Origin of the sequence: Nonomuraea sp. NPDC049750 (assembly GCF_040659625.1) — a bacterium.
In the GTDB taxonomy this organism is placed as follows: Bacteria; Actinomycetota; Actinomycetes; order Streptosporangiales; family Streptosporangiaceae; genus Nonomuraea.
The window spans coordinates 102,717-121,642 of sequence record NZ_JBFANB010000011.1 but is presented as its reverse complement, the minus strand read 5'-3'; the positions used below and the strand labels follow the sequence as shown (position 1 = coordinate 121,642).

Here is an 18,926-nt window from a genome sequence, read left to right as displayed (position 1 = left end):
CCCCCTCGCCCGCGAAATCGAGCACAAGCCGTGCGTGCGGCCCGCAGGTCGCCTCCGTCATGTCGAGGGCATCGAGGAAAGGGCCCGGCGCAACCGGGCGAGCCCGCCGGAGGGAACGGCCAGCGCGTGGGGCCCGGCGGCCAGAACGATGTCCCCGTCGACGACCCGCCGCCCCCTGGCGTCCCAGATCTCCAGGCGGGCGCTGACCTCGTCCCCCTCGTTCAGCAGGATCGGGGAGCTGTCGTCGGCGTTCGCGACCAGCAGTTCTGTCCAGTCGTCGGCCGGAATCCGGATGGCGTGCGGCGCGTACCTCACGACGAAGTGCCGGCCGCCGTCGTGAACGCGGGCCACCGGGTACATCAGTTCGGGGCGCTCGGGCACCAGCCGGCCGTGCAGCAGCAGGTCGCGGTGCTCGCGCCAGACACCGATCCAGAACGTGAGCGCCTCGGACTGGCCATCGGGAAGCAACGTCAGGTCCACGGAGACCTGCGGTACGCCCAGCAGTGAGTTGATCAGATGATGGGCGACCCGCTCCGGGCTGTCGCCCTCGGCCCACATGATCGGGTCGCTGTGGATCGGCATGCCGGGCCGGCTCAGGCGCAGGTCGAAGATGCCGACGCGGTTCTGGACCGCGTTCAGCGGGCAGTCGCCGACGCGGATCATCGAGGCGTACTTGGCGGGCTCTCGATGAATGTACGGCTCCCGGAACTCGATCAACGGCTCGGCTCCGAGTCCTCGTAGCCTGTCGACGATCTCGGACACGGTGTCGACGGCCGCGGCCACGGACCCCGGCGCCCCCTGGTCCTGGAACTCCTCCAGGAAGTCGAGCTTCAGGCCGTCGGCACCCGTCCGCGCGATGATCTCCTCCATCCGCCCGACCAGGTAGGCGCGGGTGAAAGGGTCTCGCGGGTCGAGGACCTCCGCCTCCAGTTCGGGTTTGTCGCGCAGCGTGGAAAGCCCCAGGTCGCGGGCCTTGGCCCGATAGCCCAGGAACGGTGTGCCGATCCACCACATGGTGCGCAGCCCTCGGGCGCGCAACGCTTCGACCAGGCCGGCCGCATCGGGGAACTTGTCCTCCGTGACTTCCCAGTCACCGCACGATCCGTATCCCCGGCCGTGCGAGTTCGTCTGCCAGCCGTCATCGATGATCACGGTGCCGAACCCCATCGCGGCCGCGCGATCGGCCTGCGCGAGTACGGTGGCGGCCGTGACGTGCTGGTGCGCGAAATACCAGGTGCACAGGACCGGGTCCTCGGCCCCCGGCGCCACGCGATGGCCTTCCTCCCCCTGGAGCCAGCGCCCCGCCTGGGGAACGGCTCGCGCGAAGGTGCCGCCGGACACGTCCAGGAGAAGCCGCACGTCGCCCGTCGTACCAGAGCCGCCGACGGCGATCTTGATCACGAAGTCGGCGGTCTCCTCCACCAGACCGGCCAGCACCTGTGTCGCGCTATGCCCGGTGTCGACCGCGTACACCAGACGGGTGACCTCGCGCGAGCCGAGCAGGGCCCCGAGCGGAAGGCCCCGCAGGGCGGTCGCGTCGACCGGCGCCCCCCACGACGGCGGGATCGTCGCGTGCGGCTCGGTGCTGCCCGGGCGCCACCACGCGCTCGCGTCGGTCGCGGGGATCGTCACGGTAAGACTGAGCGGCTCGCCCAGCGTGCTGAACACGACCTCGAAGACTCCGCCCCGCAGTTCGCGCACGTCACCCGGCCGCGTCGCCCGCAGCAGGAGCCCCACGCCCGAGTGATCGGCGCCCAGCGGGACAGGCTCCTCAGGCTCCGAGTGGGTCCACCCCGGTAGCCAGGAGGCACCCGTGGCAGGCGTTTCGATTTCCGTCATTTGATCCCCGTGAATGATATTCCGCCGATGATGTGACGCTGCGCGAAGAAGAAAAGAAGAACGCAGGGAAAGGTGACCACCAGGGTGGTGGCCATCAGCAGTGGCGTGTTCGTGCCGTGTACGGACTGGAAACCCGCCAGGGCGAGCGGCAGCGTCTTCCACCGCTCCGTCGAAAGGTAGATCGCGGCCTGGAAGAAGTTGTTCCAGTAGGACATGAACTGCAACACCGCGGTCGCGATGACGATGGGCCGGGAAAGCGGCAGGTAAATCGAGAACCAGATGCGGAACCAGCCCGCGCCGTCGATGAGGGCGGCATCCGTCAGCGCGTCCGGCAATCGCAGATAGAACTGCCGGTAGAGGAAGATGAAGAACGAGGAGCCGAAAAAGGTCGGGATGATGATCGGCCACAGCGTGTCGATCATGTCGAGATTCTTGAAAAGAATGAACTGCGGGACGATCGTCACCTCTCCGGGAAGCAACATCGTCGACAGCACGATCGCGAACAGCACCCCGGAGCCCCGGACCCGGATCCGCGCGAACGCGAACCCGATGAGCGAGGACGAGAAGACCACCGCGACGACCGGGACGAGCGTGCTCAGCACCGAGTTGCGCAGGTAGGTCCAGAAGGGAAACGACCCGAGACCGTCGGAGAAGTTGGACCACTGCCACTGGATGGGCCAGAGCGACACCCCGCCCTGCGACACGCCCGCCTGCGTCCGCAGCGCGGTCGCGATCATCCAGAGGAAGGGGTAGACGAAGACGACGGACCCGACCACGAGCAGGGTGACCGCGAAGACCCTGGGCCCGAGCGGCCGGGGTCGCACCCCCTCCGCACTAGCTGACATGGACACGCCGTCTCCGCTCCCTCGGCCGTTGCGATTCGTAGTAGACCCAGAAAGCGCTCCCCCGGAACACCAGCGCCGTGAGCACCATGATCATGGCGAACAGGATCCAGGCCAGGGCGGACGCGTATCCCATCTGGAAGAAGGAGAACGCGTTCTGGTACAGGTACAGGACGTAGAAAAGCAGCGAGTCGGACGGGCCGCCCCCGTTGTGCGTGACCACGTAGCCCTGGGTGAAGGTCTGCATCGCACCGATGAGACCCGTGACCACGTTGAAGAAGATGACGGGGCTCACCTGGGGAAGCGTGATGTGCCACAAGGAATGCCAGCGCCCGGCGCCGTCGATCGAGGCCGCCTCATAGAGGCTCTTCGGCACATCTTGCAGGCCGGCGAGATAGATGATCATGTTCCCGCCGACCGTCCAGAGGCTCATGAGAATCACCGCGGACAGGGCCCAGTCGGCGTCGAAGAGCCACTTGGGTCCATCGACGCCGAACAGGCGGAGCACCCCGTTGACGAGGCCGTAACTGGGGTGGAAGACCCAGATGAACAGCACCGCCTGGGCCACTCCCGTCACGAGCGAAGGCAGGTACCAGATGGTCCGGAACACGTTGACCCCGCGGACCCGTACGTTCATCAGGAGCGCGACGCCCAGGGAGAGCAACGTCTGCAGGGGAACGCTCACGACGGCGTACGTCAAGGTGACCTTGATCGCCTGACCGAGCGCGGGGTCCGAGAGCGCTTCCTCGTAGTTGGCGAGCCCGGTGAACTTCGCCGGATCGATCAGGTCCCAGTCCATGAACGACAGGATCAGGGAGTACACCATCGGCCCACCCGTGAAGATCACGAAGCCGACGATCCACGGAGAGACGAAGAGCCAGAACGCGGCGGTGTTCCGCGAGATCCAGCGCGCCCGGAGGGCACCCCACAGACCGGCACCGATGAGGCCGAACACGATGGCCAAGATGATGACCAGGGAGAGGATGGGCCTGAGCCCCTCGGCGACGCGCAGCCGTTCGAGGAATCCCGCAAGCCCATCCATGATGCCTGACATGCCGCGATCCCCCTTTACGCCATCCGCTCGGTGACCGTCACTGCGCCGCGTCCAGCAACTTCTGGCATTCGGCCTGAAGCTGCGGCAGTACGACGGCCGGATCCTCGGTGCCGGAGCCGATCGCGGTGCGTGAGTTCAGGTCATCTGAGAAGGCTCTTTCGATCCGCACCTTGTCCTTGACGGCGGGCGTGGTGACCGCGTTCTTGACGGCGTCGATGAAGGCCTGCAGGTTCACCTTCGGGGCGATGGATTTGAAGGCGTCGAGCGATCCCTGGATGACGGGGATGCCGAGCGCGGACTCCGTCGTCGCCAGGAGGTTCTGCGCGTCGGGGGTCGAGCTCATGAACTTCGTGAAGGTCTTCGCCGCGGCGGTCTCCGCATCGCTCGCGTCCTTCGCGATGCCCAGGCTGTCGACCTCCATGGGCTCGCCCTTGCCGGGCAACGGCACGATGAGGAACTTCGAGGAGTCCAACGCGGCGATCTTGGCGATGTTCCACGGGCCGAAGTCGGGCAGCATCGCGACCTTGCCGTCGGCGAGCCACTGGAACATGTCCTGCCCCTGGGCGTCGGCCTGGCTGGGCGCGAAGCCGTCGGTCTTCACGGCGTTCACCACGGTCTGGGCGGCGCGGATCCCGTCGGGGTTGCCCATTGTGCACTGCTTGCCGTCCGCGCTGTAGTACGAGCCGCCCTCCGCGATCAGCCAGCCGTCGTACCAGAGGGGCGCGGAGCCATAGACCTTCTTCGCGCCCGATCCCGACGTCAGCTTCTTGGCCGCGGAGACGAAGTCCGCGGTCGTCATCGGCGTCGCGCCGGACGGGACGGCGACGCCGGCCTTGTCGAAGGCGTCCTTGCCGAGGGCCAAGACCTTGCTCTTCGCGACGAAGGGCACCGCGTAGTCGGCCCCGCCGAACGTCCCCGCCCTCTGGACGGCCGGCGAGTAGTAGACGCTCTTGTCGACCTCAACCTGCTTGAAGGCGTTGGCGAAGCTCGGCAGCGAGGTGTCGGAGATCTCCGCCACGGTCGGGGCGTCGCCGCCGGCGATCGACGTCTGGAGCTTCTGCTCGTAGTCGCTCTGGATCCAGTTGGGCTCGACCTTGATCGTCGGGTTGGCCTTCTCGAACGCCGCGATCATCGCCTTCATCGTGGCGGCCTCGTCGGTGGTCCCCCAGAAGGCGTAACTGATCGTGGTGGTCCCGGCCGAGCCTCCTCCACCACTGGTCTCACTGCTACAAGCGGCGAGCGCGAGGAACGAGGCGGCGGTGACGGCAGCGAGTGCCTTTCGGTGCAAGGGGGGTCTCCTTTATCAGTGATCTATCGCTGCCCGCGAAGCACGACGACGCTGCCGTCGGCAGCTGCGCGTACGCGCGAACCGTTCGGCACGTCGACCGTGGTGACGTGCCCGTCGTCCCAGACGGAGGTCCAGGTCACGCCTGGTCCGCCGGTCACCTCGAACTCGGTGGCTTCCCTGGCCTCGTGCCGCAGCCCGACAACGGAACCACCGACCGGAACATCTCCGACCTCGATCCACTCCCCGGCCGGCAGATGCGAGCGGGTGTGGACGACGCCCTCGCGGGCGCCCGGCTCCAACCCGGTCAGGCCGACCGCGACGTGGGCGACGTGCGTGAAGGGGACCTCCGGATAGTCCGCCCTGGAGTCCGCGAGGTAGCGCATCCAGCGCAACGCCTCGTCGTCCCACCCGTAACGGAAGAACGCCTCCGGAAGGTACGTGAATGCCTCAATATTGGTCGGCGGCGTTGCCGCGAGGCCGGATCGCAGGAAGTCGAGATGCGCGCTCGAACGCTGGTCGTCGCGCATGATCCCCTTGAGCGCGGGGAACCAGGTGCTCTCCAGCCGGAACCCGCCGGTCGGTCCGTCGGCGGTGAAGCCCGCGGTGTAGTGCTGGTCGCCGGGCAACCACCACGATGTCGAGAAGTGCTCGGCCAGCTGCTCGGCCCGCGCACGATTCCACACGGCGAACTCTTCGTCGAAGGTGACGGAGCCGAGTGCCAGGTGGGCCGCCCATTGGCTGGCGATCCCGTCGGCGGCGACCAGGAGGTGCGGTGGCCGCTCCCCCTCGTTGTAGGTCGCCGTTCCGCGGAAGATGTCCCCGCTGCCGCCTTCACCCGCCACACCTGTCCCGAGGGGATCATGGGCGTCGACGAACGACGTCATCGTGCTGCGTACGAACGCCGCGATCTCCGGAGTGAGCAGGAATCGGTCGTCCGCCGTCCAGCGATATTGCTCGACCGCCTTCTCGACGAGTTCGAATGGCGCCGGGACCTCTCGTACGAAGTCGTCATCCGAGTGGTAGTCGATGGCGGCCGGCGTGCCGTCGAAGTCGAACGCCCACAACGGATACCAGCCGCGGGCGTCGTTCGCCGATCCGGCGAAATGCCGGAGCATCGAAAGGTTCTCCGCGTCCAGTCCCAGCAGATGCGCGCCGAGCATTTGGTGGGCGAGGTCCCTCGAATAGAACATCGGCCGGTCCGTCAAACCGGCCCAGTAACTCGGGAGATATCTCGGGTCCCGTCCGGTCTGAACCCACTCACGCGAACGACGTGACGCCCAAATGAAAGATTCGACAAGATCGTGCATGCTCGAATCAACTCGAAGGTGCCATGGCGGGTGGTTTTGACCGGACTGCGCGGCAAGCGCCGCAGGTGGTGACTGCCTCGTCATGAAAAGCGAGTGTTACATACACGTCATAAACACGTCAACAGTAGGGCAACGCAGTGCGTTACAGGACGGCCACGCGCTCAGGGAGCCCGCGTCGCGGGCGACAGTCCACCGTGGGCTCGGCAGGAGTCACGTAGCCTGCCGTGGCGGCGGGCAGCCTCCAATGACCGGCTGTCCGGGCAGCCGTCGGCGGAGGACACAACCCGCGATCAGGTACGATCGCCGATGCCGTCACGCTGGCGACATCGGACGAATGGGGCGAATCCGGTGAATTAGGCGATCAGCGAGCGGCAGCGGTCGGCCTGCTGTGCCGCGATCGATCGGCGACTAGCTATGCGCGTGGGGCGGCCGTCGAGCCGCGAATGATCAGCTCGGGGTCGAACATCAGCTCCCCCGCCGGCACCGGCCGCCTGTTGACCAGATGCACCATGGTGGCGGAGATCGCCTGCGCGATCCGCTCGATCGGCTGCCGGACCGTGGTCAGGGGCGGATCGACGAATCCCATGATCTGGGAGTCGTCGTAGCCGACGACGGACACGTCGCCCGGCACGGACAGACCGCGGCGACCCGCCGTACGAATCGCACCCAAGGCCATGTAGTCGCTCGCGGCGACGATCGCGGTCGCACCCTGGTCGAGCAGGGTCTCGGCGGCCGACATTCCGCCCTCGACGCTGTAGACCTGGCGCGCGACGAGTCGCCGCGGGTCATCCACGCCACGTGAGCTCATCGCCTCGACGAAACCGTCGAGGCGCCGCTCGCTGGGCCGGTTGCCCACCGGGCCGACGATCATGCCGATGTCGCGGTGGCCGAGGTTCCACAGGTGCTCGACGGCCAGCGCCGCCGCCACTTTGTCATTCGTGGAGAAGCTGGGGGCCGGGAGGCCCTCGATCGCGCCGTTCATCGAGACGAACGGGATCTGGCGTTCCTGCAGCAGCCGGTATGGTGCCGGGTCCACCCCGATCAGGGTGTTGCTCGCCGAGGCGAAGACCGCGCCCGCGATGCCCAGATCCATGGTGGAGGTGATGAAGTCGATCTCCTGCAACCCGCCCACCGTCGTCGAGCACACGACGGCCTTGAACCCCTGGGGCGCCAACGCCGACTCGATCAGCTCGCAGAGCCGCCCGAAGAAGGGCTGGGCGAGGCCCGGAGTCAGGACGATGACGAGCTGACTCTGTCCGCCGCGGTCATATCCCAGCTCGCGGATCGCGTCCTCCACGACACGGCGCGTGCCGGCGGCGACCACACCCCGACGGTTGAGCACACGGCTGACGGTCGCTTCGCTGACCCCGGCACGAGCGGCGACGTCACTGATTCCGACCTTGGCCATAGCTCCCTTTTGATCGATACGGACGACGCGTGATGTCACTATACGGCCAGACCTGCCGCGCGGGCAGTTCAGTCACATCGCGGCGATGGAGTCGATCCTGGAAGCGATGATTCGGCCCTCATCACACCGGCGTCGATGTCATATCGTGCCGGATCCTGACGGTGCGTTCCGGAGCGTACGAGCACGCGCGGAGCACGGCGAAGGCCGCCCCGAGGGTCCGGTGCGGTTCTCGCCGGGCAGCATCCGTGTCCGGCTGCTGGATCGGATCCATCAGCCGGACACGCCCGCAGCCCTGTGCGGCGGTCAGGGCTTGAAGTCAGTGCTTGAAGTCAGTGCTTGTATGCGGCGACGACCTCCACTTCGACGAGCCAGCCCGCGACCGGGAGGTTGGCGATCTCGATCGTCACGCGGGCCGGGCGGGCCGGGTTGACCTCCATGGGCAGGGCGGGGGGCGCGGTGCCGAGAGGGACGGGTACGGGCTGGCCGGTGGCCAGGTCCGTGTTGGCGAAGAACTGGCGGTAGGCGCGGTTCCAGCCGGCGAAGTCGGCCGACTCGGCTCCGGGAGGCTTCTCCAGGTAAGCGCGCATGGAGACGACGTCGGCCAGACCCAGCCCAGCGGCGGAGAGGTTGGCCTTGATGCGCTTGAGCACGTTGAGTGCCTGGGCCTCGGTGATGGTGACGCCAGGGGGCAAAGTAGCGCCGGGGAAGTCGACGTAGCGCTCGGGAGAGTCGGCGGGAGCCCCGGTGTTGGCCGCCGCCGGGCCCAGGCCGCTGGCGGTGTAGGAGGCCACCTGCTTGCCGAGCGCCACGCCGTCGGCGATCGCGGGGTTGGTGGTGCCGGCCGGGAGGAAGGGCTTGACCTCCTGCGGCCGGGGCGACCAGGTGGGGTTGGCGGCGGCCGTACCGGTGCCGAGGACGAGGACGACGGCCGCGGAGAGGGCGATGGTGCGGATCTTCATGCGGAGGTGTCCTCTCAGGAGGTGCTCAAGGCGCGCTGGTGCAGCTCGGTGACCACCTTGCGGGCGGACTCCAGGGCTCCCGCCTGCCAGGCGATCATGTAGCTCAGCCAGTCCCCCGCGAAGTGCACGTGGCCGGCCGGTCTGTTGAGGAGCTGGTACGCGCCCTGCCGGGACGGCCAGCCCACCCAGGCGCCCTCGATGTGCGGCTGGAGTTTCCAGGCGATGGACACCGACGAGGCCAGCTCGTCGCGATACTTCGCGCCATGGATCTTCACGCCCTGCTCGATCGCGCGGCGCTCGCGGTCCGCGTGCTTCAGCGCGGCGTACGCATCGGCCTGGGCGCCGAAGTTGTAGTAGCCGACGACCATGCCGCGCGAGGCGCCGTACCCGTAGGAGGGGTACCAGATCGTGGCCAGGTCGAGGTCGGTGGCGGTGATGCCGCCGTAGATATCCTCGTCGGTCTCCCACCAGCGGCGGCGGTACTCCAGGCCGATCTTGCCCGCGTTCGTGACGGTCGGGGTGGCGAGGGCGGCCTGGACGTCCGGGCCGAGATTGTGCGCGGTCTTGGCGAGGATGTGCGGGGGCATCGCCGCGACGCAAAGGTCCGCTTTGATCTTCTGCGTACGACCGTGGCGGTCCTGGTACTCCACCTCCACGCCATCCGGCAGATCGGTGATCTTGGTAACTTCGGCGCGCAGCCGGATCCGCTGCCGCCCGATCTTGCCGGCGAAGGCCCGCGGGATCGCGTCCATGCCGCCCACTGGCTGGAACATCAGCATCGCCTGCTCGTAGCCGAACTCGAACGAGAACCGCTGCCCGACGCCACTCGCCAGCACCTCCGACAGCGACGGCACCGGCTCAAGGAGCGTGCCCGGCTGCTCACCCGCGCCCGGGTTCACGCTGTGGCCGCGGCGGTCGCCTCCGGAGTACTTGAATCCGCTCGCCTTGTTCCCCACCCCTCCGAAGCTCGACAGGAAGGCGATCAGCCGCTCTTTGTCCTGCGCGGTGAGCGCGGCGTCCAGCGCCCCCGCGTCGGTCGCCCGCGACAGCAGCTCCGAGACGTACCCGTACACGTCGGCCTTGGCGGTACGCCAACGGACGGGGGCCCGCATGTTCTGGTGGTAGATGTACGCCTGGGCGTTGGAGTTGGTGAAGACCTCCAGGTCCACGCCGAGCTCGCGGCAGTAGTCCATGGTGACCATCCACTGCGCCAGCCGGGCCGGTCCCGCGTTGAGATAGACGCCGTCACTGAACTTCGCGACCTGCGTGGAGCCGTCCAGCTCGGTCACGCGGTCACCGCCGCGGATGGTCCAGTTCCGGCCGCCCACCCGGTCGAGCGCCTCCAGGATCGTGCAGTCGTAGCCCGCCTTGCCCAGCTCGTACGCCGTGGCAAGACCGGCTATCCCCGCGCCGAGGATCACCACCTTCTTCGCCGACCGCCCGGTGAGGGAGAAGTCAGACTGCTGCGGCGGGTCGAAAGTTTCCTTCGCGGACGCCTCCGCGGTCGGCGCGAGCCCGAGCGCGCCCATGGTCGCGAAGAGCGCGCCCGCACCGCCGGAAACACCGACGGCGGACAGGAAATCGCGTCTGCTGTACCCCAACACATACCTCCAAGATTTGCTGGAGGCGAGTCTTGGGAGGTTTTGTTGCTGATCGTCCGACATTGTGTTGTTTGCGGGTTTCAAGCTCATCATCGTGTTTGTAGATGAATGTGAGGTTTCCGGGTGGCTTGTGGGCGAGCCATCGGACCGTACGCTCGCTCAGGCCGCCAACGTCAGCGGCCTATCGAAGTGAGGCCCAGCGGCGCGCGCAAGGAACAAGCACCGCGGTGCGGGCTCAGCAGGCGCTGGTGTAGTTCGAGCCGGCTAGGACTCGTAGAGTTCCGTCTCGCTCAGGACCGGTCTGCTGTCATCGGAGCGCCCCAACCGGGCCGCGGAACCGAACATGGGTCCACGAGCGCGCCGGATTCCGGCGAACCGGCCAAACCCGAGCGGCTTGGGAACGTCGTCGTAGACGGCCTCCATGCCACCCCTGACCGAGTACGTCTCGTGCCAGAAACCGGTGCCGCCCGAGTCCCGCAGGAAGTCCAGCCACCACTCCCGATGCGGCTCGGAGCGGGCGAAGGCGAGCAGCGACGGCAGGTCCCGCCAGTACTGGCGCATCCCCATGTTCATCGGGAAGAACGAGTAGTACACGGGCTCGTGCAGCAGCAGCCCGTCCGGCTTGCCCGCGACCGAGCCGCTGATCTTCCGGCCGAAGCTGAAGAAGGTCCGGATCCCGTACAGGCGATTCACTCGCATGCCGAGGTAAAGGACGAGGAGGTCTGGATAGGCGGACAGATCGACGGTCTGCCGGTTCACGCGGGTTGGCATTTGATGCTCCTTAAGGGCGCAGGTTGCGCATGGGCTGGTCGTCGGTTCCATGGAGGTCAGGACGGTCGATGGACATGTCAGTCGCCGGTGAGCGCCACGTGTACGGAGGAGACCGCGCTCGCGCCGTCGCCGACTGCCGTGGCTACTCGTTTCGTCGAGCCCGAGCGGAGGTCGCCGACCGCGAAGACCCGGGGAGCGCTCGTCTGGAACGGAAGGCGCGGGCCGGACGAGCCGGTGGGCAGCCGACTGTCGGTGAGGACGAAGCCGTCGTCGGCCTTGGCGACGCCGGACAGCCAGCCTGACACGGGGTCGGCTCCGATGAAGCAGAACAATGCGTGACAAGCCAGTCGTTTCGGCCGCTCGCCCGGCCTCTCGACGACAATCGACGTGAGGGTGTCATCTCCGGCCAGTTCGCGGACCGTGCTACGAGTGTGGGTCCGGATCCGCGGATGGGCACGGACTCGGTGGGTCAGGTAGGAAGACATCCCGGCCTCGAGCTCGCCGCCGCGAACGATCAAGTCCACCGTCGCGCCGTGAGCGGCAAGGGACAGGGCTGCCTGCCCGGCCGAGTTGGCGCCCCCGATGACGGCCACCGGCTGGTGCTCGTACTCGCGGACGTCCAGCTCGGTCGCCGCGTACCGGATGCAGCCGGACTTCTCGAACGTCGCCCACTGGGGAATGTCGAGACGGCGGTAATGGGCTCCGGTTGCCGCGATCACCGCGCGGCACGGAATGCGTACGCCGTCCTCCAGCAGGACGGTCGGCCGTCGATCGTCGGAGAGATCGAGGCCTGTCACCGCGCACGGCGAGTGGATCCGTACGCCGAACTTGAGTGCCTGAATCATCGCCAGGCGGGTCAGGTTCGCACCACTGACACCGTGCGGAAAGCCCAGGTAGTTCTCGATCCGGGCGCTCTTGGCGGCCTGGCCGCCGAGCCCACTTCGATCCAGCAGCACGGTGACGAGACCTTCGGACGCCCCGTACACGGCGGCCGCCAGCCCCGCCGGGCCGGCGCCCACCACGACGAGATCGACCGGATACGCGTCGGCCCGGTAGATGAGGCCGAGCAGCTCCGCGACCGTTCTCGACGTCGCGCGCCGCAGCACCGAACCACCGACGATCGCCGCCGGAAGATCGTCTGCCGTGAGCCCGGCCGCTGTCATCAGCGAGCGTCCTGGGTGGGAGGTCGCGCTGCGCCAGGTGTGGGGCAGGAGCATCTGCGTCACGTAGGTGCGCAGTTCCAAAGTCGCCGCGGTTTCCGGCTGACCGACGATCTCCAGGACCTCGCCGGCGGCCGAGCGGATGACCTCGCGCCGTTCCCGGAACGCCGCCAGTACGAGGTCGGCGATGTCATCCTGTTCAGCGAGGGCACGGCGCAGCTTCGCCGCCCCGATTCGCACGACTGTCCCGGCGGACACCACCCGAGCGGTCAGGTAGACGTGCTGACCGGTCAGCAGGTTGAGCTCGCCGAGAAAGTCGCCGGGGCCACCGTGGAAGATCAGACGTTCCGGCTCGATCGCCGTCGCGTCCCGGACAATGTCCACGGTCGCCGTCAGGAGCAGGAAGAAGTCGTAGGAGTCGTCGCCGGACACGTACAGATCGCGACCGGCTTCGGCGTGTTCCACCTCCCCGTACGCGGCGAGCCGGCGGAACTGCTCGTCGTTCAGGACCGGCCCGCGCCGCGCCGCACCCTCGTTCATGTGGTTCCTCCGTCGTACCGGGCCGGAACAGTAGGACGCGCCAAATCACTGGGACCGGCCGTCGGCTCGACCCCTTGAGACGTCAGCGCGCGGCGCTTTTGATGAGGTCGGCGGCCATGGAGGGCTGCGAGATCATCGCGACGTGCGAGGCGCCGACCTCGTGGACCCGTGACCCGGCCCGCCGCGCCATGAACCGCTGGGCCGCGACGGGGAGCACTTGATCGTTCCTGGCGATCAGGTAATAGGAGGGAATGGTCTTCCACGCCGAGGTGCCGGACGGCTCTCCGAGCGTGCGCGTGTCAGCGGGCCGCTGGCCGGCCTGCATCAGTTCAGTGGTCGCCCTCGGCACGTCCCCGGCGAAGACGCCGTGGAATACCTCCTTCTTGATGTATCCCTCGACGAGCCCATCACCATAAGGACGAAAGTCCAGCGCAGCCTCATTGAGCTTGCTCCCCGGATACTTGTTCTGCAGATCCAGCAGCGATTCACCCTGGTCAGGGGCGAACGCGGCCACGTAGACCAGCGCTTTCACGTTCGGGTTACCAGTCGCGGCGTTCGTGATGACGATTCCGCCATAAGAGTGCGCGGCCAGGACGATCGGGCCGCTGAGCGTGGCGAGAAGGGAGGCCAGGTAGGCGGAGTCGGCCGCCACGCCGCGCAGCGGGTTCGCCGGGGCGATCACCGGATAGTTCTCGCGGATGAGCCTGGCGCTGACCTCGTTCCAGCCGGAGGAATCGGCGAACGCGCCGTGCACGAGCACCACAGTGGGTTTGGGCTTGGCTTCCGCCTGCGCCTTGGACGTTCCCAGCAGGGCACCGGTCGCGACCGCGGCGGATCCGGCCAGCACCGCTCGGCGGGTCGTCGTCATAGCGTGGTCCTTTCAAAGGTTTGCGATTGGCACCTCGATCGCTGGTCAGAGTAGATCTCGAATAGTTGACGATCGCTGAACCCAGTAAGTCAGTCTTCGGGAAGTACGCCTCAGTCTTTGGCAAGTACGTCGATCTAGCCTGCGGGCATGAACACACAGAAGAGCGAGACGGCCAGGAAATGGGGTCTACGGATCCACCTGGCTCTTTATGTCCTGTCCAATCTGACCCAGGTCGTGGTGTGGTTTCGCTACGACGCGAAAAGCCACTTCTGGCCTGTGTGGTCGATGGCCTTTTGGGGCATCGGGCTGGGCTTTCACATCTGGAGCGTCTACTCGCCGCCCCGGCCGAATGCCGCGAGGAACTTCTCGGCACGGCGGGCGAACAGGTGAGACCCGCGTTCATGGGACCGGTCGCGGGCCTTTTCCGCAGCGGCTCGTACGACGTCCGCGGGTTCGCCACGGGCGTTGAGCAGGCGCGCCCGCAGCAGCAGGACAAGTCCTTCGGCGTAGCGTTGACCGTAGGCGTCGAGGGCCTGGTCCGCTCGGTCGAGGGCGATGCCCGCCTCGTCCGGCATCCCCGCGGCCAGCCACATCTCGGCGATCAGTGCGTGATGGTAGGCGACGCCCCACCGCGGCGGGTCGACCAACGTCCCGGTCAGGAGCTGGTCGGCCTCCGCCGCGATGGCGGCCGGGTCATCGCCGGTGAGGGCACGGGCCCAGTACCAGTTCAGCCGTATGTAGTGCTCCTGCTGGATGGCCGCGCGGCCGGTGCCCACGGCCATCCAGCGCTCGATGGCGCGCATCACCCAGCCCGCGTCACCGGCTATCGACGCGATGATCGTGGTGTAGTAGGCCCAGGTCGCGACCGCGTACGAGTCGTCGGGGCCGTTCCACTTGTCGATGATGGTCTCCGCCGTCCCGACGTCACCGTGCAGTGCCGTCACGACGGCACGCCAGCCGGGCCACTCACCTGAGACGTCACGCCGGATCGGGGTCTCGCTGTGCGCGGAGACGACCCCGTCGAGTAGGGCGGGGTTGTTCTCGCTGAAGCATCGGTACGCCGCGCCGATGTCGCCGATGTCCCACTGGTGCAGGCCCCAGGCTTGCCGGCCGTACACACGGATGACCGGATCGGCGGACGCCTCCCCTTGCTCGTACAGCCTGCGGACCAGCCGCATGCGGTCCCACTCCAGGAAGGTGTAGGCCCCGAACAGGCGAGCGAAGAGCAGGCCGGCGGCGTCCACCTCGCGGCCGAGTTGGCGGGCCAGGTGTTCCGCACGCTCCAGCAGATCGAACGTCGTGCCGCCGAACCCGGCCTGCCGGCGCGGGGCGATGGCGAGCAGCGAGAGGGCGGAGAGCTCAAGTTCCGGGAGCTTGGCGGTCCGCGCGATCTGGGCGGCCGATTCCAGGTGCCGATCAGCGGCGGCGAACGCGAGCTTGGTCGCCGCTCGACGACCGGCGCGCTTCAGCGCCTCCACGGTACGAACCGGGTCGGCGAGGGGGCCGGCGGCCGACAGGTGGAAGGCGAGGCGTTCGGTGATGGACTCGTCCTCCGCCTGGCTTTCTTCGAGCGCGTCCGCGACACGTAGGTGCAGCCGGACGGCCCGCAGTTGCTCCGTTGTCTCCGTGATCGATTCGCGAACCAGGTCGTGCGCGAAGCGCCATGAGAACGGGTTCTCCGGCGCCGTTTCGAGCAGGCCGAGCGCGCGCGGCGGTTCGAGGCGTTCGAGGCAGTCAGCGACGTCGACACCGGCGGCGCGGGCGAGGAGACCGAGGTCGACGTCGCGGCCGATCAGCGCGGCGACGCGCAGCAGGTGGCGAGCGCCGTCGTCGAGACTCGCCAGCCGATCGCGGACGACGTCTCGTACGGTCGACGGCACCCCGGACCGGACCGATGCGTCGCCGTCGCTGAGCGCGCCGCGGTCGCTGAGGAGCCGCGAGAGTTCGCGGACGAAGAAGGGATTGCCGGCGGTGCGAACGTGGATGTTGCGGGCGATGTCCGCGCCGGGTTCGTGGCCGGTCTCGCGGCGGATGAGTTCGGCCACGTCGGTCAGGCTGAGCGGGCCGAGTTGGATCCTGCGGTGGCTGGGCAGCCGGCTGGCGGTGGCCAGCACCCGCGAAAGGTCGGGGCCGGGCGTGGGTGCGCGGTCGCGAAGGGCGCAGATGATCGTGGTGCCGGTGGGTAACCGGGCCGCCAGATGGCTGAACAACTGGAGCGAGGTGGCATCGATCCATTGAAGATCGTCCATGACGAGCAGCATCGGCCGTTCCGCTGAGGCCTGGCCGATAAAGGTGACGACCTGCTCGTACAGGCGGAACTGGGCGCGGCCGCCGGAAACCGGTGGCGCGGCGTCATCGTCTCGAGACTCAAGGAGGCGCCCGAGTTCACTGGCCAGCCACTTCTCGCGCGCCAACACGGGCAGGCCGCCGCGCGGGGTTCGTGCCGCGGCGCATCCAGCGCACCGACGCCAGCCTGGTGTTCTCCCTGATCAGCCAGGGGCACGGAGTGTCCCTGTGCAGGGCGATCACAGCCGAGCGCGAGAACGTGGTGGTCAGGCCACTGGCCGGCGACCCGATGTGGGTACGGGAGCGGCTCCTGTGGTCGGCGGGCTCGCCGGTCGCCGAGCACGTACCAGGTATCCGTGACGTGCTCGCCGCGGCGTACCGGGAGCAGGCGGAGGCGATGCCGGCTTACCAGGCGTGGCAGCGCAGCCGCCGCCGGTCCTGGTCGGAGCGCGACGTGGAGCCCTTCGCCTAGCAAGTACCGCACTCGCCGACGCCGGTGCGGGTGACCGGTGGCCGAGAAACACGAGCGGGGCCACGCGGGCTGATACAAATGCGGCATGAGGGAATCCGTCGGCTATCCCCCGCAGCCGAACGTGCCGTCGGCCCGGCGTGTCTACAGTCGGACGTATCGTGTGTGGGCCCACGTGCTCCTGTGGACGCCGATCGCGCTCACGGTGGCCGGTGTCGTTCTCGGCCTGGGGCTGTTCGCGGCCGCTGACGCCGACCCGACGTACGGTTCGTCCGCGCTCGGCTATCTCGGCCTCTTCGCGTGGGGTGCCCTCGCGGTCCTGTCACCGGCCCTGCTCGGGTCGTTCATCGCCGGGCTGGTCATGCTGAACCGCACGCGCCGCTGAGGCTGATGGGCGCTCCCATGAGGATGGTCGTGGCGCGCCAGCGCTCAGGCGGACTCCCATGGCCGCCTTGGCGATCTCGGAGAAGCTGAACGACCCGTCGGCGGCGGGGATCAACTCACTAGGTGCTTCGAGGTGGCGGTGCCATCCGGGCTGACGACCTTGCGCGAGACGGTGATGATCGTCCGCGGGAAGGTGATGCCGTCGGCGCCGAAGGTGCCGCTGAATTCGAGTCGCTCGCCGACGTTGCCCGTCGTCGGTCCGGCCACGGTGAGCGTCGGCTCATACAAGGCCACCGTGACGGTCACCGAGGAGCCGCTACCCCGGAACCATGAGTTGCCCGGCCAGTACACCTGATACTTGAACGCCCCGATGGACGGCGGGGCGTCGGTGAATTGGTAGGTCCCGTCCGCCGCCGGCACCGGCCCAACCGCCGCCGAGATAAGGGCCACCGGCGTGCGCGGGCGGCCTGTGAGCACCCGGCCTGCCGGTGGGATCACAGCAGCAGTTGACTGAGCGGGTGCACGAAGTACCTCAGTGAGTACGCCTCCCACACCGCGCCGACGATGAGCAGCGCGAGTGCCGGCAGCGCCAGCAGGCCGATCCGCTGCAGGCCTCGGACATAGCCCTGGCATTGGTTCTGCGCGCCGATGGTGCGGGGGAACAACCAGTGCCGGCCCAGGAGGTACGCGCCAAGCAGAAGAAGCACGTACGCCTGGAACTCGACGACGAGGGTCAGCGAGTGGGGGATGAGTGCCACCCGCCCCTGGGGGGGATGCCGGAACGAGCGTGATGCCGGTCTCGACCGACCAGTAGCCGGAGAACACGAGCCCCGCGAAGGGCACGATGAGTGACGGAAGCACGATGGTCAGCGCGCTGAGCCGGAAGAGGTTGACCCCGAGGATCGTGAGCGCGAAAAGCGGCGGAGTATTCACCAGCCAGCGCACCAGCTCGCCAGTGCCGTCCTCCTCCAGGGACGCAGACCGAGCTGAGGCGGAGCTCGGCTCGCCGACGAGACCATCACCGAGACGCGGGCGCTGGCGTACGCGCGCTACGAGCTGAACCTGGTGGCCGAGCTCGAGAATGCCAAGCGACTGTGCGAGGCCGCAGGCATCACCGTCGAGGCGCGGCTCGATGACGGAACCGGCACGTCTGCGCATCCTCTGCTGGCGCACGTGCTGCGCGAAGCCACGACCAATCTGCTTCGCCATGTGCGCCCCACGATCGTCACGATCACGGCGTCGCCAGGCGCGGTGGAGGTGTCCAACGACGGTGTGATCGACGCTGCCGGCTCTCCGCTGCGCGGGCTCGCGCGCCTGCGCGAGCGCGTGGAGAGCGCCGGCGGCACGTTGCGGATCGAGTGGCCACCGGGCAGGTTCGTCGTCACCGCGCGGATCGATCCGGTTCCCGCCGCGGGAGAACCCCGGCTGGGGTTACCGGCGGGACCACGGAGAGCTCGCCACACTCGGCATCAAGGTGACACCGTCCACAGCGTGGGAGACCCTCAAGCAGGCAGGTCTTGATCCGGCGCCCGAGCGGGCGTCCGTCACGTGGGCCGACTTCCTGCGCTCTCAGGCCGACACCGTGCCGGCCGGTGATTTCATCGAGACCGTCACTCTCAGCGGGCAACGCCAGTACATCCTGGCGGTCATCGAGCACACCACCAGACGTGTCCGCGTGCTCGGCATCCGAAGTGCTCGACTCGATGGCGCACGACGGGCTGTTCTGCGCGTTCGACCAGTGCGCGCCTCACCGGTACTACGGCCTCTGCTGACTTCTGCCTGGTCAGCCCTCACCTCACGGCCAGAACCGTCGGCGCGGCGCAGGCGCCAGCGCAACCGACCCCAGTCCGGCCTCATACGCGGTTCGTGTCCCTCGGTGCGAAGTTTCGCCTCGGGCTTCCTCCAGACCCCGCCTCGCGACGACGCCCTTGCCTCCGGCTCGGAGGTAGCATCACCTCTTCCTCCCCGGGACTTTCACCCCCAGGCAATCGCCCATGCTGGGCGCACCATGCGGAAGGCCCCGGCAGGTGCCGAGGCCTTCACGCCCCCTCTCAGGTGACGGAGTCGGGGAAGGCCGACAACAGGACCTGCGTCCAGCCCTCGGTGTCCACCACGCCCTGCCCGTACAGGTCATCGCCCTTACCATCGAG

Annotated in this window: 18 protein-coding genes; 4 read left to right on the top strand and 14 right to left on the bottom strand. The window is 68.0% G+C overall.

What is annotated here, in order from left to right; translation table 11 throughout:
• Positions 1-57: 57 nt before the first annotated feature.
• The 11 genes from AB0J16_RS27600 to AB0J16_RS27550 form a co-directional block, all read right to left on the bottom strand.
• Positions 58-1,839, bottom strand: a complete 1,782-nt coding sequence (locus AB0J16_RS27600; protein ID WP_358544618.1) for an alpha-galactosidase — start codon at positions 1,837-1,839, stop codon at positions 58-60.
• Complete coding sequence (locus AB0J16_RS27595; RefSeq protein ID WP_358544616.1) at positions 1,836-2,684, bottom strand: carbohydrate ABC transporter permease; 849 nt, start codon at positions 2,682-2,684, stop codon at positions 1,836-1,838. Before AB0J16_RS27595 ends, AB0J16_RS27600 begins: the two co-directional genes overlap by 4 nt.
• Positions 2,674-3,735, bottom strand: a complete 1,062-nt coding sequence (locus AB0J16_RS27590) for a sugar ABC transporter permease (protein WP_358544614.1) — start codon at positions 3,733-3,735, stop codon at positions 2,674-2,676. Before AB0J16_RS27590 ends, AB0J16_RS27595 begins: the two co-directional genes overlap by 11 nt.
• 37 nt (positions 3,736-3,772) lie before the next feature.
• Positions 3,773-5,023, bottom strand: coding sequence for an extracellular solute-binding protein (locus tag AB0J16_RS27585; protein WP_358544612.1), 1,251 nt, complete (start codon positions 5,021-5,023; stop codon positions 3,773-3,775).
• 23 nt (positions 5,024-5,046) lie between these two features.
• Complete coding sequence (locus tag AB0J16_RS27580; protein ID WP_358544610.1) at positions 5,047-6,213, bottom strand: hypothetical protein; 1,167 nt, start codon at positions 6,211-6,213, stop codon at positions 5,047-5,049.
• 529 nt (positions 6,214-6,742) lie between these two features.
• Positions 6,743-7,738, bottom strand: a complete 996-nt coding sequence (locus AB0J16_RS27575; protein WP_357953826.1) for a LacI family DNA-binding transcriptional regulator — start codon at positions 7,736-7,738, stop codon at positions 6,743-6,745.
• Positions 7,739-8,067: 329 nt separating this feature from the next.
• A complete protein-coding gene (locus AB0J16_RS27570; RefSeq protein ID WP_358544608.1) occupies positions 8,068-8,697 on the bottom strand; it encodes a Rid family hydrolase in 630 nt (209 codons plus the stop codon).
• Between the two features lie 14 nt (positions 8,698-8,711).
• Positions 8,712-10,298, bottom strand: a complete 1,587-nt coding sequence (locus AB0J16_RS27565; RefSeq protein WP_358544606.1) for a flavin monoamine oxidase family protein — start codon at positions 10,296-10,298, stop codon at positions 8,712-8,714.
• Positions 10,299-10,562: 264 nt separating this feature from the next.
• Complete coding sequence (locus tag AB0J16_RS27560; protein WP_358544604.1) at positions 10,563-11,069, bottom strand: DUF4188 domain-containing protein; 507 nt, start codon at positions 11,067-11,069, stop codon at positions 10,563-10,565.
• 77 nt (positions 11,070-11,146) lie between these two features.
• Positions 11,147-12,769: an FAD-dependent oxidoreductase gene (locus tag AB0J16_RS27555; protein ID WP_358544602.1), complete on the bottom strand. Its 1,623-nt coding sequence runs from the start codon at positions 12,767-12,769 to the stop codon at positions 11,147-11,149.
• Between the two features lie 82 nt (positions 12,770-12,851).
• Complete coding sequence (locus AB0J16_RS27550; RefSeq protein WP_358544600.1) at positions 12,852-13,637, bottom strand: alpha/beta hydrolase; 786 nt, start codon at positions 13,635-13,637, stop codon at positions 12,852-12,854.
• Between the two features lie 147 nt (positions 13,638-13,784).
• On the opposite strand from AB0J16_RS27550, the gene AB0J16_RS27545 reads away from it, so the two are divergent.
• Positions 13,785-14,027 (top strand): 2TM domain-containing protein, encoded by a 243-nt coding sequence (locus AB0J16_RS27545; RefSeq protein WP_358544598.1) that lies wholly within the window; start codon positions 13,785-13,787, stop codon positions 14,025-14,027.
• Here AB0J16_RS27545 and AB0J16_RS27540 read toward each other — a convergent pair.
• A complete protein-coding gene (locus AB0J16_RS27540) occupies positions 13,967-16,051 on the bottom strand; it encodes an AAA family ATPase (RefSeq protein WP_358544597.1) in 2,085 nt (694 codons plus the stop codon). The genes AB0J16_RS27545 and AB0J16_RS27540 overlap by 61 nt on opposite strands.
• Before the next feature lie 26 nt (positions 16,052-16,077).
• Between AB0J16_RS27540 and AB0J16_RS27535 the strand changes: the two genes are divergently transcribed.
• Complete coding sequence (locus tag AB0J16_RS27535; RefSeq protein WP_358544595.1) at positions 16,078-16,395, top strand: hypothetical protein; 318 nt, start codon at positions 16,078-16,080, stop codon at positions 16,393-16,395.
• 85 nt (positions 16,396-16,480) lie between these two features.
• Positions 16,481-16,777: a hypothetical protein gene (locus AB0J16_RS27530; RefSeq protein ID WP_358544593.1), complete on the top strand. Its 297-nt coding sequence runs from the start codon at positions 16,481-16,483 to the stop codon at positions 16,775-16,777.
• Between the two features lie 110 nt (positions 16,778-16,887).
• On the opposite strand, the gene AB0J16_RS27525 is transcribed toward AB0J16_RS27530, so the two are convergent.
• Together AB0J16_RS27525 and AB0J16_RS27520 are read right to left on the bottom strand one after the other, a co-directional pair.
• Positions 16,888-17,274: a hypothetical protein gene (locus AB0J16_RS27525; RefSeq protein ID WP_358544592.1), complete on the bottom strand. Its 387-nt coding sequence runs from the start codon at positions 17,272-17,274 to the stop codon at positions 16,888-16,890.
• Positions 17,271-17,534: a hypothetical protein gene (locus tag AB0J16_RS27520; RefSeq protein WP_358544590.1), complete on the bottom strand. Its 264-nt coding sequence runs from the start codon at positions 17,532-17,534 to the stop codon at positions 17,271-17,273. The genes AB0J16_RS27525 and AB0J16_RS27520 overlap by 4 nt, the downstream gene beginning before the upstream one ends.
• Before the next feature lie 307 nt (positions 17,535-17,841).
• On the opposite strand from AB0J16_RS27520, the gene AB0J16_RS27515 reads away from it, so the two are divergent.
• On the top strand, positions 17,842-18,297 hold the full coding sequence (locus AB0J16_RS27515) for a hypothetical protein (protein ID WP_358544589.1): 456 nt from the start codon (positions 17,842-17,844) through the stop codon (positions 18,295-18,297).
• Positions 18,298-18,926 lie beyond the last annotated feature (629 nt).

Excerpts from the sequence above, each read along its gene's own strand:
- AB0J16_RS27600 (WP_358544618.1), bottom strand. The coding sequence starts at position 1,839 with ATGACGGAAATCGAAACGCCTGCCACGGGTGCCTCCTGGCTACCGGGG.
- AB0J16_RS27570 (WP_358544608.1), bottom strand. The coding sequence starts at position 8,697 with ATGAAGATCCGCACCATCGCCCTCTCCGCGGCCGTCGTCCTCGTCCTC.
- AB0J16_RS27590 (WP_358544614.1), bottom strand. The coding sequence starts at position 3,735 with ATGTCAGGCATCATGGATGGGCTTGCGGGATTCCTCGAACGGCTGCGC.
- AB0J16_RS27555 (WP_358544602.1), bottom strand. The coding sequence starts at position 12,769 with ATGAACGAGGGTGCGGCGCGGCGCGGGCCGGTCCTGAACGACGAGCAG.
- AB0J16_RS27560 (WP_358544604.1), bottom strand. The coding sequence starts at position 11,069 with ATGCCAACCCGCGTGAACCGGCAGACCGTCGATCTGTCCGCCTATCCA.
- AB0J16_RS27550 (WP_358544600.1), bottom strand. The coding sequence starts at position 13,637 with ATGACGACGACCCGCCGAGCGGTGCTGGCCGGATCCGCCGCGGTCGCG.
- AB0J16_RS27580 (WP_358544610.1), bottom strand. The coding sequence starts at position 6,213 with ATGTTCTATTCGAGGGACCTCGCCCACCAAATGCTCGGCGCGCATCTG.
- AB0J16_RS27575 (WP_357953826.1), bottom strand. The coding sequence starts at position 7,738 with ATGGCCAAGGTCGGAATCAGTGACGTCGCCGCTCGTGCCGGGGTCAGC.
- AB0J16_RS27545 (WP_358544598.1), top strand. The coding sequence starts at position 13,785 with ATGAACACACAGAAGAGCGAGACGGCCAGGAAATGGGGTCTACGGATC.
- AB0J16_RS27595 (WP_358544616.1), bottom strand. The coding sequence starts at position 2,684 with ATGTCAGCTAGTGCGGAGGGGGTGCGACCCCGGCCGCTCGGGCCCAGG.
- AB0J16_RS27530 (WP_358544593.1), top strand. The coding sequence starts at position 16,481 with ATGAGGGAATCCGTCGGCTATCCCCCGCAGCCGAACGTGCCGTCGGCC.